This is a genomic window from Amycolatopsis sp. NPDC104819 (assembly GCF_055583145.1).
The window spans coordinates 56877-73398 of the sequence record NZ_JBVJON010000017.1; the positions used below are offsets into that span (position 1 = coordinate 56877).

Annotated in this window: 16 protein-coding genes and 1 tRNA gene; 8 read left to right on the forward strand and 9 right to left on the reverse strand. The window is 70.6% G+C overall.

Translation table 11 applies throughout. The annotated features are described in order from the left end of the window. Positions 1 to 88 precede the first annotated feature (88 nt). From ACZ63E_RS39605 to ACZ63E_RS39625, 5 genes are read left to right on the forward strand one after another with little or no spacing between them, the layout of a single operon-like run. Positions 89 to 631, forward strand: coding sequence for a TetR/AcrR family transcriptional regulator (locus ACZ63E_RS39605; RefSeq protein WP_465341454.1), 543 nt, complete (start codon positions 89 to 91; stop codon positions 629 to 631). 9 nt (positions 632 to 640) lie between these two features. Then, positions 641 to 1603 carry a 4-(cytidine 5'-diphospho)-2-C-methyl-D-erythritol kinase gene (locus ACZ63E_RS39610; RefSeq protein ID WP_465302385.1) on the forward strand — a complete coding sequence of 321 codons (963 nt, stop codon included), beginning with the start codon at positions 641 to 643 and terminating at the stop codon, positions 1601 to 1603. Further along, positions 1600 to 2007, forward strand: a complete 408-nt coding sequence (locus ACZ63E_RS39615; RefSeq protein ID WP_465341455.1) for an ASCH domain-containing protein — start codon at positions 1600 to 1602, stop codon at positions 2005 to 2007. Before ACZ63E_RS39610 ends, ACZ63E_RS39615 begins: the two co-directional genes overlap by 4 nt. A gap of 4 nt (positions 2008 to 2011) precedes the next feature. After that, positions 2012 to 3778: an ABC-F family ATP-binding cassette domain-containing protein gene (locus ACZ63E_RS39620; protein WP_465341456.1), complete on the forward strand. Its 1767-nt coding sequence runs from the start codon at positions 2012 to 2014 to the stop codon at positions 3776 to 3778. 25 nt (positions 3779 to 3803) lie between these two features. After that, on the forward strand, positions 3804 to 5492 hold the full coding sequence (locus ACZ63E_RS39625) for a fatty acyl-AMP ligase (protein WP_465341457.1): 1689 nt from the start codon (positions 3804 to 3806) through the stop codon (positions 5490 to 5492). 60 nt (positions 5493 to 5552) lie between these two features. On the opposite strand, the gene ACZ63E_RS39630 is transcribed toward ACZ63E_RS39625, so the two are convergent. The 4 genes from ACZ63E_RS39630 to ACZ63E_RS39645 all read right to left on the reverse strand — a co-directional run bounded on the left by ACZ63E_RS39630 (position 5553) and on the right by ACZ63E_RS39645 (position 7625). Next, positions 5553 to 5909 (reverse strand): DivIVA domain-containing protein, encoded by a 357-nt coding sequence (locus ACZ63E_RS39630; protein ID WP_465302393.1) that lies wholly within the window; start codon positions 5907 to 5909, stop codon positions 5553 to 5555. Between the two features lie 168 nt (positions 5910 to 6077). Further along, positions 6078 to 6392, reverse strand: a complete 315-nt coding sequence (locus tag ACZ63E_RS39635) for a DivIVA domain-containing protein (protein ID WP_465302395.1) — start codon at positions 6390 to 6392, stop codon at positions 6078 to 6080. A gap of 21 nt (positions 6393 to 6413) precedes the next feature. Then, a complete protein-coding gene (gene pth, locus ACZ63E_RS39640) occupies positions 6414 to 7007 on the reverse strand; it encodes an aminoacyl-tRNA hydrolase (protein WP_465341458.1) in 594 nt (197 codons plus the stop codon). 9 nt (positions 7008 to 7016) lie between these two features. Then, positions 7017 to 7625, reverse strand: a complete 609-nt coding sequence (locus ACZ63E_RS39645) for a 50S ribosomal protein L25/general stress protein Ctc (protein ID WP_465341459.1) — start codon at positions 7623 to 7625, stop codon at positions 7017 to 7019. Positions 7626 to 7972: 347 nt separating this feature from the next. On the opposite strand from ACZ63E_RS39645, the gene ACZ63E_RS39650 reads away from it, so the two are divergent. Both ACZ63E_RS39650 and ACZ63E_RS39655 read left to right on the forward strand, forming a co-directional pair. Further along, positions 7973 to 9067 carry a hypothetical protein gene (locus ACZ63E_RS39650; protein WP_465341559.1) on the forward strand — a complete coding sequence of 365 codons (1095 nt, stop codon included), beginning with the start codon at positions 7973 to 7975 and terminating at the stop codon, positions 9065 to 9067. Between the two features lie 100 nt (positions 9068 to 9167). Next, positions 9168 to 9809, forward strand: a complete 642-nt coding sequence (locus tag ACZ63E_RS39655) for an NAD(P)-dependent oxidoreductase (protein ID WP_465341460.1) — start codon at positions 9168 to 9170, stop codon at positions 9807 to 9809. Here ACZ63E_RS39655 and ACZ63E_RS39660 read toward each other — a convergent pair. From ACZ63E_RS39660 to ACZ63E_RS39680, 5 genes are all read right to left on the reverse strand, one after another. Next, a complete protein-coding gene (locus ACZ63E_RS39660; RefSeq protein WP_465341461.1) occupies positions 9803 to 10663 on the reverse strand; it encodes a TIGR03621 family F420-dependent LLM class oxidoreductase in 861 nt (286 codons plus the stop codon). The genes ACZ63E_RS39655 and ACZ63E_RS39660 overlap by 7 nt on opposite strands. 275 nt (positions 10664 to 10938) lie before the next feature. Then, complete coding sequence (locus ACZ63E_RS39665) at positions 10939 to 11919, reverse strand: ribose-phosphate diphosphokinase (protein WP_465302405.1); 981 nt, start codon at positions 11917 to 11919, stop codon at positions 10939 to 10941. After that, positions 11916 to 13388 carry a bifunctional UDP-N-acetylglucosamine diphosphorylase/glucosamine-1-phosphate N-acetyltransferase GlmU gene (gene glmU / locus ACZ63E_RS39670; RefSeq protein ID WP_465341462.1) on the reverse strand — a complete coding sequence of 491 codons (1473 nt, stop codon included), beginning with the start codon at positions 13386 to 13388 and terminating at the stop codon, positions 11916 to 11918. Before glmU ends, ACZ63E_RS39665 begins: the two co-directional genes overlap by 4 nt. A gap of 48 nt (positions 13389 to 13436) precedes the next feature. Next, a complete protein-coding gene (locus ACZ63E_RS39675; protein WP_465341464.1) occupies positions 13437 to 15191 on the reverse strand; it encodes a GGDEF domain-containing protein in 1755 nt (584 codons plus the stop codon). Positions 15192 to 15224: 33 nt separating this feature from the next. Next, positions 15225 to 15296: transfer RNA gene (locus tag ACZ63E_RS39680), tRNA-Gln, on the reverse strand. Positions 15297 to 15497: 201 nt separating this feature from the next. Here ACZ63E_RS39680 and ACZ63E_RS39685 point away from each other — a divergent pair. Further along, positions 15498 to 16463 carry an acyl-CoA desaturase gene (locus tag ACZ63E_RS39685; protein ID WP_465341465.1) on the forward strand — a complete coding sequence of 322 codons (966 nt, stop codon included), beginning with the start codon at positions 15498 to 15500 and terminating at the stop codon, positions 16461 to 16463. Positions 16464 to 16522 lie beyond the last annotated feature (59 nt).

Genomic DNA, 16522 nt, shown 5'->3' on the forward strand with positions numbered 1-16522 from the left:
AAGCTGTGGATGCATTGCTTGTCGGCCGACAAGCAATGCCAAGCTAAGCCAACACTAGTCGGCCGTCAAGTAAGTTGAGAGGTGAGGCATGGCCGGGCGGCGCACCGACACCCGCGAGCGCATCCAGCGCGTCGCGCTCGAGCTGTTCGCCGAGCAGGGGTACGAAGGCAGTTCGCTGCGGGAGATCGCCGAGCGGCTCGAAGTCACGAAAGCCGCGCTGTACTACCACTTCCGCACGAAGGAAGACATCGTCTCGAGCCTGCTCGAGGACTGGGGCACCGCGCTCGACGAGCTCCTGGCGCGCGAAACCCGGCCGGCCGAGCTGCTCACCGCGTACGCCGCCCTGGTCGAAGACCGCTTCGGCCCGGTGATGGGCCTGGTGCAGCGCAACACGACGGCGTTGAAGGTCATCGCGGCGGGCGCCGGGCTGGCCGAGCGCATGCTCGAGCTGCACAGGCGGCTGAGCGGCGGGTCCGGCGACCCCGAGGCCGGCCTGCGGGCGCGGCTCGCCCTGGTCGCCGTCCAGCTCAACAGCGTCGAAGCCGAGCCGAGCACCCCGCCGGACGTCGCGCTCGCCGTCGCGCTGGACGTCCTTTCTCCTGGCCGGAGCGCGACCGGTGCGGGGACGTAGGCTGGTCGCGTGCTCGCCGTAGTTCCGCCCCCAGTCACCGTCCGGGTCCCGGCCAAGGTCAACCTGCACCTTTCGGTCGACGACCTGCGCGACGACGGTTACCACGAGCTGGTCACCGTGTTCCAGGCGCTTTCGCTGACCGACGAGGTGACCGTCGCGGTCGCCGACGACCCCGGCCTGGAGATCTACGGCGAGGGTGAGGGCACGGTGCCCACCGACGGCACCAACCTGGCCTGGCGGGCGGTCGAGGCGCTGGCGGCGCACGCCGGCCGCACCGAGGAGCCGAAGGTCCGCGTGGTGCTGCGCAAGGGCATCCCGGTCGCGGGCGGCATGGCGGGCGGCAGCGCCGACGCGGCGGCGACGCTGGTCGGGCTGGCCTCGCTCTGGAACCTCGAAGTGACGCGTGACGAGCTGGCCGAGATCGCGGCGGGCCTGGGCAGCGACGTCCCGTTCGCGCTTTACGGCGGCACCGCGCTGGGCACCGGGCGCGGTGAGCACCTGGTGCCGGTGCTGTCGCGGCACACCTTCCACTGGGTGCTGGCGTTCGACTCCGAAGGGCTCTCGACGCCGAAGGTGTTCGGCGAGCTCGACCGCCTGCGCGCGGACGGCAACCCGCCGCGCATCGGCTCCCACACCCCGGTCGTCGAGGCGCTGGCCTCGGGCGACCCGCGCCAGCTGGCCTTGCTGCTGGGCAACGACCTCCAGGCGGCGGCGGTTTCACTGCGCCCCGGCCTGCGCCGCACGCTCCGGGCGGGCGTCAACGCGGGCGCGCTGGCGGGCACGGTGTCCGGCTCGGGCCCGACGTGCGCGTTCCTCTGCGAAGACGCACATTCGGCGGTGGAGGTGGCGGCCGAGCTGTCGGGCGCGGGAGTGTGCCGCACGGTCCGGGTGGCACACGGCCCGGTCCCGGGAGCCCGGGTGGTCGGCGGCGACGACGCGCCGCGGCCCACGCCGCCGCGGGTGCACGCATGAAGAAGGCGGAGTTCGCGTTTCCGGGGCCGCTGCGGGACAAGCTGGTCGCGGCGATCCTGCGCGGGGAGAAGACGTCGACCACCGGCCTGGTCGCCGAATACGAGAAGTACGGCGAAGAGCTGCCTGTCGTCGGCGAACGTGAGCTGATGATCGACTCGGCGGGCGAAGGTGTCGCGGTGCTCGAAAACACCGAGGTGCGCGTCCTTCCGCTGTCCGAAGTGGACTTGCAGCACGTGCTCGACGAGGGCGAGGGTTTCACGAGCGTCGCCGACTGGCGCGCCGACCACACGGACTACTGGCAGAGCGCCGAACTGCGTGCCGCGCTGGGAGATCCGGAATTCACCGTGGACGACACGACCCAGGTCGTGGCGACGCGGTTCGTCATCGTGGAAAGGAACGGCTGAGCGGATGGCCAACCTGGTCAACCTGGAGGCGGTGAGCAAGTCCTACGGGGTGAAGCCGCTGCTGGACGGCGTCTCGTTGGGCGTCGCGGCCGGGCAGCGCATCGGTGTTGTCGGCCTCAACGGTGGTGGCAAGACCACGCTCCTGGAAGTCCTTTCCGGACTCGCCGAGCCGGATTCCGGACGGGTGAGCCATGTCGGCGGCCTGCGGATGGCCGTCGTCACGCAGCGGACCGAGCTCCCGGACGGCAGCACCGTCGGCGAGGTGGTGCTCGAACGTTACGGCGCCGAGCACGAATGGGCCGCCGACGCGCGGGTCCGGTCCATTGTGGACGGCCTGGGCATCACCGCGATCGGGCTCGACACGCCCACCGCGAACCTCTCCGGCGGCGAGCGGCGCCGGGTCTCGCTGGCCGCCGCGCTGACCGGCGAGCTCGACCTCGTCGTGCTCGACGAACCGACCAACCACCTGGACGTCGAAGGTGTCCAGTGGCTGGCCGACCACCTGCTGACCCGGCGGATCGCGGTTGTGGTCGTCACGCACGACCGGTGGTTCCTCGACACCGTCGCGAGTGTGACCTGGGAGGTCGCCAACGGCCGCGTCGAGAGTTACGAAGGTGGTTACGCCGACTGGATCTTCGCGCGCGCCGAGCGGGCGCGGCTCGCCGCGACGGCCGAGGAGAAGCGGCAGAATCTGGCGCGCAAGGAGCTGGCGTGGCTGCGCCGCGGCCCGCAGGCCCGCTCGTCCAAGCCGCGCTACCGCATCGACGCGGCCGAAGCTCTGATCGCGGACGTGCCGCCGCCGCGCGACTCCGTCGAGCTGATGGCGTTCGCGAAGCGGCGCTTGGGCAAAACCGTGCTGGAGCTGGAAGACACGACGTACACGGTCGGCGACCGGACGCTGCTCGACCACGTCACCTGGCGGGTCGGGCCGGGTGACCGGATCGGCCTGGTCGGTGTCAACGGCTCGGGCAAGACGTCGCTGCTCAAGCTGCTCGGCGGCGACGTCCAGGGTTCGACCGGCCGCCGGATCGAGGGCAAGACCGTCGCACTCGCGCACCTGCGCCAGGAGCTCGACGACCTGCCCGGCGACCTGCGTGTGCTGCAGGCGATCGAGCAGGTGGCCGGGCGCGTGGTGTTCGGCAAGCAGGAGATGACGGCGTCGCAGCTGGGGGAGAAGCTCGGCTTCCCGCAGGCGCGCCAGTGGACGCCGGTCGGCGACCTGTCCGGCGGCGAGCGGCGGCGGCTGCAGCTGTGCCGGCTGCTGATGGCCGAGCCGAACGTCCTGCTGCTCGACGAGCCGACGAACGACCTGGACATCGACACCCTGCAGCAGCTGGAGGACCTCCTCGACGGCTGGCCGGGCACGATGGTCGTGGTTTCGCACGACCGGTACCTGGTCGAACGGGTTTGCGACACGATCGTCGCCCTCTTCGGCGACGGCCGCATCACGCACCTCCCGGGCGGCATCGAGGAGTACCTGAACCGCCGGGCGGTCGCCAAGGAACCGGCGGCCGCGACCACCCCGACGGCGGCGAAGGCCGAGGCGAAGAAGTCGGCGGCGGACCTGCGCGCGGCCCAGAAGGACCTCGGCCGGCTGGAGCGCAAGCTCGACCAGCTGCACAGCAAGGAGCAGAAGCTCCACGCGTCGCTGCTGGAAGCCGCGACGGACCCGGCGAAGCTGATGGAGCTCAACGCGGAGCTGAAGGGCGTCCAGGGCGAGATCGAGGAGGTCGAAGGCCGCTGGCTGGAGACGTCCGAACTGCTGGAGTGACACAGCTGCCAGTAATGTCTGCCCCATGAGCAGGTTCGTGGACACGCTCGTCGCCACCGCGACGGCGCGAGGTCAGCAGCGGGGCATGGTCACCGGGGAGCCGAAGGAGCCGGTCCGGCGGACCTGGGCCGAGGTGCACGAACAGGCCCGGCGGATCGCCGGTGGCCTGGTCGCCGGCGGGTTCGAGCGGGGCGGGGCCGTTGCCGTGCTGGCCGCCGCGCCGGTGCTGATCGCGCCGACCGTGCAGGCCGTCTGGCTGGCCGGGGGCAGTGTCACCATGCTGCACCAGCCGACGCCGCGGACCGACCTCGCCGAGTGGGCCGAGGACACCGTGCGGGTGCTCGGGATGATCGGCTCGGACCTGGTCCTGCTGGGCGAGCCGTTCGACCAGCTCGCCCCGGTCCTGGCCGAGAAGGGCATCGGCTTCCGGCTCATCAACGAGCTGGCCGGCGCCGAGCCGCTCGCCGACGTCGTCACCACCGACGAGGGCGAGACCGCGCTGCTCCAGCTGACCAGCGGCTCGACCGCCGACCCGAAGGCCGTGCGGATCACCTACGGGAACCTGTACTCCAACGTCAAGGCCATGGTCGACCGCGCAGAGTTCGACTTCGACACCGACGTGATGGTGTCCTGGCTGCCGACCTTCCACGACATGGGGATGGTCGGCTTCCTGACCGTGCCGATGACCTTCGGCGTCGAGCTCGTCAAGATCACGCCGGTCGAGTTCCTGTCCGGGCCGCTGATCTGGCCCGAGCTGATCACGAAGTACCACGGGACGACCACCGCGGCGCCGAACTTCGCGTACGCCATCGTCGGGCGCCGGATGGCGCGCGTCGACGACGACAACGCCTATGACCTCTCGAAGCTGCGGATCGCGCTGAACGGCGCCGAGCCCGTCGACGAGACCGCCGTCCAGACCTTTGTGGACGCCGGCGCGCGGTTCAAGATGCCCGCGGAGTGCGTGTTCCCGGCCTACGGCATGGCCGAGGCGACGCTCGCGGTGTCGTTCGCGCCGCTGTTCACCGGGCTCACCCTGGACGTCGTCGAGGCCGAAGCGCTGGAGGCCGGCAACCGCGCTGTCCCGGTCCCCGAGGGCGACCCGCGGCGCGGCACCGAAAACGTCCGGTCGTTCGCCGTGCTCGGCCGCCCGCTGGACGGCCTCGAAGCCGAGATCGTCGACGACGCGGGTGCGCGGCTCGGCGAGCGGGAGGTCGGCGAGATCCGGCTGCGCGGCGAGGCCGTGACGCCCGGCTACCTGACCATGGACGGCCCGGTCGCCACGCAGGACGCCGACGGCTGGCTGAACACCGGCGACCTCGGGTACCTGGTCGACGGCCAGATCGTCATCTGCGGCCGCCGCAAGGACGTCATCATCATGGGCGGCCGCAACCTGTACCCGACGGACATCGAGCGCGCGGCGACGTCGGTCGAGGGTGTGCGGGCCGGCAACGCCGTGGCCGTGCGGCTGGACGCGGGAAGCCGTCGTGAGCGCTTCGCCGTGGTCGTCGAGTCGAAGCTGGCGGGCGACGCCGAGGCCGAGAAGAACCTGACGAAGCAGGTCTCGGCCCGGGTCCGCGACGCCGTCGACATGCGGCCGTACGCGGTCGTGGTGCTGCCGGCGGGGAGCCTGCCGAAGACGCCGTCCGGCAAGGTCAAGCGCGCGGCGACGGCGCAGCAGTTCGCGGACAAGATCAAGAAGAACGCCGACTCCTGACCGGAGCTTTCACGTGAAAGCTCCCACCTGGAGGCGGAGCTTTCACGTGAAAGCGGCGTCTTAGCGCTGTTGCAGGCGTTCGGCGCGGATCGTGGGCGGGGCCGCGCGCTCGGCCGTCGCCTCCGAAGGCGAGCGGGCGCCCGGGAGGTCCGGGGCGTGGCCCGTGCGGGCGGCGAGCTGGTCCTCCACCCGGTCGAGGAACTCGTCGACCTCGCGCTCGTCGTAACCGCGCTTGCCGATCAACGGCTTCGCGAACATCACGTGGTGCACTTCGGCGGCGGTCAGGTCGTCCTCCTCGGTGATCGTCTTGGCGATCCGCCGGACGAACTCGTCGACCTCGTGCTTCGCGTAGCCACGGCGGCCGATCGGGGCGTTACCGAAGGTGACCTCGGCGAGGTCTTCGGCGGTGAACGACATGGAGTCTCCGATTCCGGGGTTGGGCGGTACGAAACTGCCGTACACCGTCCTAGCCCGGGGACGGGCTCCCCGGAAGGGGCCGACCTCGAAGCTCACCCCGACGGGCGCCCTCCGTCCGCCTGTGAGTGAGCCGGGACTACGCAGCGCTGTGTGGCCGGACTCACACCGTCAGGACCGGCCGAACCACTTCCGCGGCCCCTGGGGTCGCCGCTCCTCGGCCACCGGCTGCGGGTTCCGCAGCGCCACGAGCGCGGCCTCGGCCTCGTCGAGGAACAGGTCGACCTGGGACTGGTCGTAGCTGCGCATCCCGACCGCCATGATCGTGAACTCGACGTAGTGGATGTCGTCGGCGGTCAGGATGTTGCGCCCCGCCAGCGCCTCGGCGATCAGGTCGAGGAAGGCGTCGACCTCGTCCTCGTTGTAGCCGCGCCGGCCGAAGCGGGGTTTGCCGAACGCGATCGCCCGGACTTCGTCAGGGGTCATGGCCTTACCTAACCACCGTTGTCAGCCTGCATGGAAGGCGTTTTGCGCGGCCGCGAGACCGGTGCCGACCAGCGCTTCGGTCGCGTCCGCGCAGCGGTCCACCTCGAACGGGAGCTCCTTGCGCTCGACCGTCGAGAAGTCCTTCAACACGAAGTCCGCCGGGTCCTGCCGGCCCGGTGGGCGGCCGATGCCGAACCGGACGCGGTAGTAGTCACGCGTGCCGAGCGACTTCGTGATCGAACGCAGTCCGTTGTGGCCGTTGTCGCCGCCACCGAACTTCAGCTTCAGCGCGCCGAAGTCGACGTCCAGCTCGTCGTGGACCACGACCACGCCGGTCGGCGGCACCTTGTAGAACCGGGCCGCGCCGACCACCGGGCCGCCGGAGAGGTTCATGTACGACCGCGGTTTCACGAGCACGACGCGGCGCCCGGCCAAGCGGCCTTCGAGCACCTCGCCGCCGCTCTTGTGCGTCTTGAACTTGCCGCCGATGCGGGCGGCGAGCTCGTCCAGCACCATGAACCCGACGTTGTGCCGGTTTCCGGCGTACTGGGGCCCGGGATTGCCGAGGCCGGCGAGCAGGATCAGCTCGCCGGCCCCGGGCAGGTCTTCGGTCATGCGGAAATGTTATTCGGCGGCTTCGGCCGACTCTTCGCCCGCCTCGGCGGTGGCCTCGTCCTCGTCGGCCTCTTCACGCTGCGGCTCGTTGACGGCGGCGACCAGCGACTCGGGGTCGCTGACCAGGGTGGCGCCCTTGGGCAGCTCGACCTGGCCGGCGAGGATCTGGGTGCCGATCTCGGCGCCCTCGATCGAGACCTCGAACTGCTCCGGGATGTGCAGCGCCTCGACCTCGACGGTCAGGGTGTCGACGTCCTGGTTGACCAGGCCGCCGGGGCCGGGGGTGCCGGAGACGACGAGCGGGACGTCGACGACGATCTTCTCGCCGCGCTTCACGACCAGCAGGTCGACGTGCTCGATGTAGTTCTTGAGCGGGTGCACGACGATGGTCTTCGTCAGCGCCAGCTCGTTGGAGCCGTCGAGGTCGAGGGTGATGACGGCGTTGGAGCCGTTCTCGCGGACGACGCGGGCGAACTCGATGGCCGGCAGCGCGAAGTGCCGCGGGTCCGAGCCGTGGCCGTACAGGACGGCGGGGATCTTGCCGGCGCGACGCGTGCGGCGCGCGGCGCCCTTGCCGAACTCGGTGCGCGGCTCGACGGACAGACGTACCTCGGACACGGTGTGGCACTCCTTCAAATCAAAGACAGCATGCTGCGGCGGGGGGAAGCCGGTGTTTTCAGAAGTTTCGGCGGCGAGTTTCCGGGCGTGCACGACGACGGGGGCTACTCGAGCCGCCGCGTCGATCACGCCGGGCACCCCAGAAGGGCCCCGCCTCGCCGAGACAACCTCAAGAGTGTAAACCAACCTCATCACGGTGGGTTGCGGCGGGTGCCCGCGCCACGCTAGAACCCTCCTGGACCCCGGTTTGTGACGACACAAATCCGGTGGCGGGACTTCGCCGGCCGAGGTGTGCTCGGGTGGCGGCAGAGCAGGGGGCGGGGAAGATGCGGGCTCGACGGAGCATGGTGGCGGCGGTGCTGCTGCTGGGCGGGCTGCTGGCCGGCTGCCAGGTGGCGGTCCCCGGCACCGCCGGCGTCTCCGCGGCCGGGCAGCAGACGGCCGATCGCCGCGCGGAGCAGCGCGCCGCCGTCGACGCCGCCCTGACCGCGCTCGCCCAGGCGCCGGCGCTCTCGCTGAAGTCGACGACCAAGGGCGCCGAACAGCAGTTCCGGGTCACCCGCGGCGGCAGCGCCGTCGGCGGGCTCCCGCTCGAAGGCCGCGTCGTGCAGGTGACGGCCGCGGCCGGCCAGTTCTACCTGCAGGCCGACGCCGACTACTGGAAGGCCCACGCCATCGACGAGGGCACGCAGTTCGGCACGAGCTGGGTGCGTTCGCTCGGCTCCGAACTGCCCTTCGACCCGGCGGCCCGGTTCGCGCCCAAGACCCTCGCCGACGGGCTGCGCAAGGCGCTGGCCGGGCTCGACCGGTTCAGCGAGCCGGTGAAGGCGAAGCTGCCCGACGGCACCGAGGTCTACCAGCTCGGCGCCGCGCCGAGCGTCCTGCGCGTCACGACGGCGAAGCCGAACCGCGTCGTCAGCTTCGCCCCGGTGCTGCTCGACCCGCAGGCCGGGCCGAAGTACGGCGCGGAGTTCCGCGTCGACCCGATCACCGGTGACGCGCTCAAGACGTTCCACACCGACCTGGACAACACCGTCGGTGGGCTGGGCCAGCCGTTCGAGGGCCTGGTGCAGGCCAGCGCGGTGGTCACGAACGACACGCTCGACTGCAAGGACTTCGTCGGCTCGTGCACGACGACGGTCGACGTCTCCACCAGCGTGGTCGGCTCCCCGGCCTCGGGCGAGAAGAGCGTGGTCCACATCAACCTCTCGGTCGAGGTGAGCGCCGACTCGCTCGGCGCGCAGACCTGCACGTCGGCGGCCGACGCCGAGCCGTACGCGACGATCAAGATGTCCTGCACGGTCAAGTTCAAGCTGCCCAACCGCACGGCCAGCTACCAGGTGCTGTCCAAGCCGAACGCGACGGCGGAGGTCCGCGCGGCCCTCGACGTCAACGCGGTGAAGCAGAAGGTCGCGGCGGAGTTCGCGGGCCTGGGCGGCTGAGCTGGACACCTACCCGGGGGTGCGTTGCTTCCGTTGAAGTAGGTGATCTTCCGTTCCTAGCATCGGCTGGAGACAGCCGAATTCGAACGGGAGAGACGACATGGCCAAGCTGGTGGTTTTCGGGGGGACCGGGTACGCCGGGGGCAGGATCGGCGCCGAGGCGCTGCGGCGCGGGCACGAGGTGGTCGGCGTCGCGCGCAACACCGGCACGGTGCCCGAAGGTGTCGAAGCGGTGCAGGGTTCGTTGCACGACGAGGAGTTCGTCTCGCAGGTCGTGAAGGACGCGGACGTCATCGTCGTCGCCACGCCGGCCCGCGCGCTCGACGGCGAGAAGCTGATCGACGCCGTGCCGTCGCTGGCGCGGATCGCGCGCGAGAACGACGTCCGGCTGTCGTTCGTCGGCGGCGCGGCGAGCCTGCTGGTCGCCGAGGGCGGCCCGCGGCTGTTCGACACCCCGGAGTTCCCCGCCGAGTACAAGGAAGAGGCCGGCAACCACGCCGAGGTGCTCGGCCTGCTGCGCGCGCAGCCCGAGGGTCTCGACTGGTTCTACGTCAGCCCGGCCGCCGAGTTCGGCGCCTGGATCCCGGGCGAGCGGCGCGGCGGGTTCCGCGTCGGCGGCGACATCCTGCTGACCGACGAGAACGGCAAGTCGCACATCGGCGGTGACGACTTCGCGACCGCGTACGTCGACGAGATCGAGCAGCCGAAGCACCGCCGCGCGCGGTTCACCGTCGCTTACTGAAGTTCTTTCAGCACCGGCGCGAAGGTTTCGAGGTTCGGCTCGAAGACGGTGATGTATTCGAAGCCGTAGCGGGTGCGGCGGGTTTCCAGTTGTCCGGCGATCTCCTCGACCGTGCCCAGCAGCAGCTGGGGCGCGTCGAGGAGGTCTTCGGCGGTTTCGACAGCACTCCGCTGAGTTTTCTCGTGCCACGCCTCGGCGGCCGTTCGCCGGTCGTCGGTGACCTCGACGTGCTGGACCAGCATGTTGTACTCGACGTCGCGGTGCGCTTTGGCGCGGAAGTACGCGACGCGCTCGTCCATGTCGACGTCGAGCTTGAAGGTGCCGGGCGGCTTGCCGGGCTGCTGCTTCAGGCCCGCGAAGCCGACGACGTCCGCGTGCTCGGCGGCCAGGTCGAGGACGCCGTCGCTGTTGCCCGCGATGAGCAGGCGCGGCATCGCGAGCCCTTCGTCGTCGAAGTGTTTCCGCAGGTAGGCGAGGCTCTCTTCGAGGTAGCCGATGCGGCCGGCGGCGTTCTGCCACGGCAGCCCGGCGTTGTCGAACTCGGCCTTCATGTGCCCGGCGCCGAGGCCCAGGTCCAGGCGCCCGTCGAGCAGCGCGGCCGTCGAGGAGGCTTCGCGGGCGAAGAGGGCGAGGTTGTAGAAGGGCACGTTGGAGACGAGGGTGCCGAGCCGCGGCCGCTCGGTGACGGCGGCGGCCATGGCGAGCGCCGGGAACGGCGCCGGTGACCCGGTGCCCAGGTGGTCCGGGATGGTGATGACGTCGTAGCCGAGCTCCTCGGCCCGACGGCACTTGGCGATCCACGCGTCCCGGCCGCCGATGCCCCGGAGACTGACGCCGAACTTGAAGTTCCCCATGCCGGCGACGTTAGCGCCGGAAACCCCCGCCGGGCGCGAAGTTCGCGCCCGGCGGACGACTCGCGTGCCCAGCCGGACGACTCGCGTGCCCAGCCGGACGACTCGCGTGCCCAGCCGGACGACTCGCGTGCCCAGCCGGACGACTCGCGTGCCCAGCCGGACGACACGGCCGGGCCCCGGGCTGGGGTTCGTGTCGTCCAGTCAGGTACGCGTGTCGTCCGTTTCGGACAGCGGAAAGCCCGCCCTCCGCGTGGGAGAGCGGGCTTTCCGGGGAATCAGGCGTTGCCGTCGAAGAGCGAAGTCACCGAGCCGTCCTCGAAGACCTGCTGGATGGCCTCCGCCAGCATCGGGGCGATCGACAGGACCGTCAGGCCCGGGAACCGCTTCTCCTCCGGGATCGGCAGCGAGTTCGTCACGATGACTTCGCGCGCCTTGCAGGCCGAGAGCCGCGAAGTGGCCGGGTCGGACAGGATGCCGTGGGTCGTCGCGATGACCACGTCCGCCGCGCCCTCGTCGATCAGGGCCTCCGTGGCCTTCACGATCGTGCCGCCGGTGTCGATCATGTCGTCGATCAGGACGCACAGCTTGCCCTCGACCTTGCCGACCACGCGGTTCGCCACGGCCTGGTTCGGCTTGTCCGGGTCGCGTGTCTTGTGGATGAACGCGATCGGCCGGTCACCCAGCTGCTGCGCCCACTTCTCGGCCAGCCGCACGCGGCCCGAGTCCGGCGAGACGACCGTGATGTCGGCGTTGCCGTAGGTCTTCTTGATGTGGTCGGCCAGCACGGACTGCGCCATCAGGTGGTCGACCGGGCCGTCGAAGAAGCCCTGGATCTGCGCCGTGTGCAGGTCGACCGTCATGATCCGGTCGGCGCCAGCGGTCTTGAACAGGTCCGCGATCAGCCGCGCCGAGATCGGCTCGCGGCCCTTGTGCTTCTTGTCCTGGCGCGCGTACGGGTAGAACGGCATCACCACGGTGATCCGCTTCGCGCTCGCCCGCTTGAGCGCGTCCACCATGATCAGCTGCTCCATCACGTACTCGTTGATGGGCGTGGTGTGCGCCTGGATGACAAAGGCGTCGGTGCCGCGGACGGACTCCTCGAACCGGACGAACAGCTCACCGTTGGCGAAGGTGTGCGCCGTCTGGGGGGTGATCGTCACGTTGAGGTGCTCGGCGACCTCTTCCGCGAGCTCCCGGTGCGCCCGTCCGGAGAAGAGCATCAAGTTCTTCTTCGGCGTACCTGACTTCGGACTCATGCTGGCGACTCCCCGTCGGTTCCTGCTGCTGACTCGGCGTCGAGGGCGGCCTGGGCCGCCTCCGCCGCGGGCGTACCCGGCCGGCGCCGGATCGCCCAGCCTTCGATGTTGCGCTGGGGCGGCGCCGACACCGCGAGTGTGCCCGGGGGGACGTCCTCGCGGATCACGGCACCCGCCCCACTGTAAGCGCCGTCACCGACCTGCACCGGGGCGACGAACGTGTTGTCCGCGCCCAACCGGACATACGACCCGATAACGGTCCGGTGCTTGTTCACGCCGTCGTAGTTCACGAACACGCTGGAGCAGCCGATGTTGCTGTGCTCGCCGATCGTGGCGTCGCCGACGTAGGTCAGGTGCGGCACCTTCGTGCCGGCGCCGATGTCGGCGGACTTCGTCTCGACGAACGCGCCGAGCTTGCCCTTCTCGCCCAGCTTCGTGCCGGGCCGCAGGTAGGTGAACGGGCCGACGTTGACGCCGTCGCCCAGCTCCGAGTCCGAGCCGTGCACCCGCACCACGGAGGCGCCGGCGCCGATGGTCATGTTCGTCAGGGTGCTGTCCGGCCCGAGCGTCGTGCCTTCGCCGACCGAGGTGGCGCCCTTGAGCTGCACCCCGGGGTTGATGACGACGTCGCGCGACAGCGTCACGCCGGCGTCGATCCAGGTCGAGGCCGGGTCGACGACGGTGACGCCCTCGCGCTGCCAGCGCTGCACGATCCGGCGGTTGAGCTCGGCGCCGAGCACCGAGAGCTGGACGCGGTCGTTGACCCCCTCGGTCAGCCACGGGTCGTCGACGACCAGCGCGCCGACGTGCAGGCCGTCGCCGTTCGCGATGCCCAGGACGTCCGTGAGGTAGAGCTCGCCCTGCGCGTTGTCGGTCGAGAGCCGCGAAAGGCCGTCGCGCAGCACAGCGGCGTCGAAGGCGTAGACGCCGGAGTTGATCTCGGTGATCTCCGCCTGCTCCGGGGTGGCGTCCTTGTGCTCGACGATCCCGGTGACCTTGCCCGCGGCGTCGCGCGTGATGCGGCCGTAGCCCGCCGGGTTCGCGACGACCGCGGTCAGCACGGTGACGGCGTTCTTCGCCTCGGTGTGCTCGTCGAGGAGGGCGCCCAGGGTCGCGGTGTCGAGCAGCGGGACGTCGCCGTAGCTGACGATCACGGTGCCGGTGAGGTCGGCGGGCAGGGTCGCGAGCGCGCAGGACACGGCGTGGCCGGTGCCCTTCTGCTCGGCCTGCACGGCGGTGCCGACCGCGCGGCCGAGGGCCGTGGCGACCTCGGCGAGCCGGGAGCCGACGGCCTCGCGGCCGTGGCCGACAACCACGACGAGGTGCTCGGGGTCCAGGCCGGCGGCGGCCCGGACGGCGTGCTCGACGAGGGGCCGCCCGGCGATCGGGTGCAACACCTTCGGGGTCGCGGATCGCATGCGGGTGCCCTCACCCGCGGCGAGGATCAACGTGCTCAGCGGGCCGGTCAACGGCGCTCCCAACGGTTACCAGCAGGTGGCTTCTGTCGGGCTCAGATCCTAACTGGGCTCTTCCGGCTCCCACGTCGGGTCGGTGGGAAGGCCCTCACCCGCCCACGCCGACGCCGGGTCCGCGGCCATCGAGTTGGCCGACGCCACCTGGTTGCCACCCCCGCGTTTCGCCTGGTACATGGCCGCGTCCGCGCGGGCGAGGACCTGCTCGCCCCGCTCCTGCGGCCGCAGGGAGACGAGCCCGATGGACAGCGTGACGCCGTGCGAAAGGTGGTGCGGCAGGCCCGCGACGGACTTCACCGCGCGGCCGAGCGCCATCTTCGCCGCGGACGCCGGAGTGCCCGGGAGCAGGACGATGAACTCGTCCCCGCCGTAGCGCGCCACCAGGTCGTCACCGCGCAACGCGTCACGAAGCGTGCTCGCGACAACACGCAGCACGTTGTCACCTTCGGCGTGGGACTGCTTGTCGTTGACACCCTTGAAGCCGTCGAGGTCGACCAGCGCGACCGCGAGCGGCTGCGCGTCCGCCGACGACGCGAGCTGGCGCAGCTTCTCGTCCAGCGCGCGGCGGTTGGGCAGGCCGGTGAGCGGGTCCTGCAGGGCCTGCTGGGTGATCGCGCCATGCTCGGCCGAGAGCCGTTCGTGCTCGCGACGCGCGTTCAGCGTGGCGATCTGCGACTCGCGGAGGCTCCACATCTCGGTCTCGAGCCGCCGCGCGTAGTCGATCAGCGACTCGCTGGCCCCGGACGCGTAGTCCGGGCTCGTGTCGAGCCGAGCCAGCTCACGCGCGATGTTCAGCCGCATGGACGGCTGCGACGTGTCGTCACCGAGGGACTCCCGGGCCGACCGCAGCACGTCGAGGGCCTCACCGCGGCGGCCGGCCTTGTCGAGGCAGCGGGCCAGCGCGATCGCGACGATCTCGCGTTCACCCGGGTAGCCGGTGCCTTCGTGCAGCTGCCGGAGCCGGTCGATCTGGTCGGCGCTCGGGCCGTGCAGCGCCTGCGCCGCGGCGAGCACGCCGACCTGGTCGACGGCCGGGACGTTCGCCTTCCGCGGGAACAGCGACTCGGTGAACGGGCCCTCGGCGGCGACGGCCATGGACGCGGCCGTGCGGAACTTCTCGGCGCTTTCGTCGTACTCGTCGATGCGCTCGAGCCGCAGGCCCCAGCCGAGCAGCATCTTGACGCGGTTCATCAGCTGCAACGTGATCTCATGCGGGCTCGCGCTCTCGCGGATCGCGGCGGCCGCGCGGCCGATGACCTCCTCGGCGGCCTCGTACACGCCGAGCTGGTTGAGCACGATCCAGCAGTCGTTCAGCGTCGACCACAACATCCGGTTCCAGGCGCGGATGCCGATCTGGCGGTTCGGGATCGCCGAGTCGTCGAGGATGGCCAGCGCGCGGGCGATCTCGGTGAGCGCGGGGTCCTCCTGCGCGGCGATCACCAGCCGGCGGCCGCGCAGCGCGTGCGCGTCGGCCCGCAGCAGGGCGAGGCCGTGACGCCGGGTGTGCGCGAGCATCTCGTCGAGCCGGGGCTCGGCCTCCGCGGCCAGACCGCGGGTGATCAGCCGGGCGATCGCCGACGCGCGCAGCAGCTGCGCCACCATCGTCGGCTCGCCGCGCCGCTGGGTCTCGTCGAGCAGCTCGTCCATCAGCTCGACGATCTGCAGCTGCTGGGTGTACTCCTGTCGCTGGACCGCGGCGATCAGCTCGCGCGCACGTCCGACCAACCACGCGTCGGACATTTCGGCGAGGGCGGGCCGTCTGGCCGCCACCGGGTCGGTCGCCTCTTCGGTCAGCGCCAACCTCCCGGTGTCGTGGGTTCGGTCCTCCTGCTGCTCCGCCGCCAGGATTCGAACCTGAACTGTCAGAACCAAAATCTGAAGTGCTGCCGATTACACTACGGCGGATCGATCCTGGTCAGGATAGCGACGATCGGGTGTAGCCCGCGCGCGGGCTGCGTTAGGAGCCCGTCCGCCGGGTCCCCGGTTCCGAAGTACCGGTGTGAGGTTCCGGCACTCCCCAGCCGCCGAAACCTCCTGTACCGTAACTTACGGCATCGTAGGTTAGGCGACCCTATCCAGGGCACCGCGCAGGAAGAAGTGAAGCGTATGACGGCCACGCTCGACCGTTCGCAGCCCAGCGGGGAGTCTCCGGCCCCGAAGGGGCCCAAACCTGTCATCGAAGGCCAGCGCGGCATCGGCGTGCAGCTTTCGGTCTACTTCGGCGTGATCGCGCCGTTGGTGGCGCTGCTGGTCGCGGTGCCGTTCGCCTGGGGCTGGGGACTGAGCTGGGTCGACGTCGGCATCTTCGTGGTGTTCTACGCGATCAGCGGGCTCGGCATCACGGTGTCGTACCACCGCTACTTCACGCACGGCTCGTTCAAGGCCAAGCAGTGGCTGCGCGTGGTCATGGCCATCGCCGGCAGCATCGCGCTGCAGGGCCCGGTCATCACCTGGGTCGCCGACCACCGGCGTCACCACGCCTTCTCCGACCGCGACGGCGACCCGCACTCGCCGTGGGCGTTCGGCACGTCGCCGTGGGCCATCGCCAAGGGCTTCTGGCACGCGCACATGGGCTGGCTGTTCGAGCGTGACCAGACCAATGCCGAGCGCTTCGCGCCGGACCTGGTCAAGGACCCGGCGATCAAGAAGGTCGACGACCTGTTCTGGCTGTGGGCGCTGATCAGCCTGGTGCTGCCGGGCATCGCCGGCGGCCTGATCTCGTGGTCGGTCTGGGGCGGGGTCACCGCCTTCTTCTGGGCCGGCCTGGTGCGCATCTGCGTGCTGCACCACGTGACGTGGTCGATCAACTCGATCTGCCACATGATCGGCGACCGCCCGTTCACCGCGCGCGACAACTCGGCCAACTTCTGGCCGCTGGCCATCTTCAGCTTCGGCGAGTCGTGGCACAACCTGCACCACGCCGACCCGACGTCCGCGCGCCACGGCGTCAAGCGCGGCCAGATCGACATCTCCGCGCGGCTGATCTGGATCTTCGAGAAGTTCGGCTGGGTGCACGACGTGCGCTGGCCGACGCCGCAGCGGCTGGCCCGTATCACGACGGAGAAGCACTAGTCCCGTAGGCTGCCGAGAGTGGCGGGGAGACGACGTTCGAAGCGTGAGCAGCAGGTCAC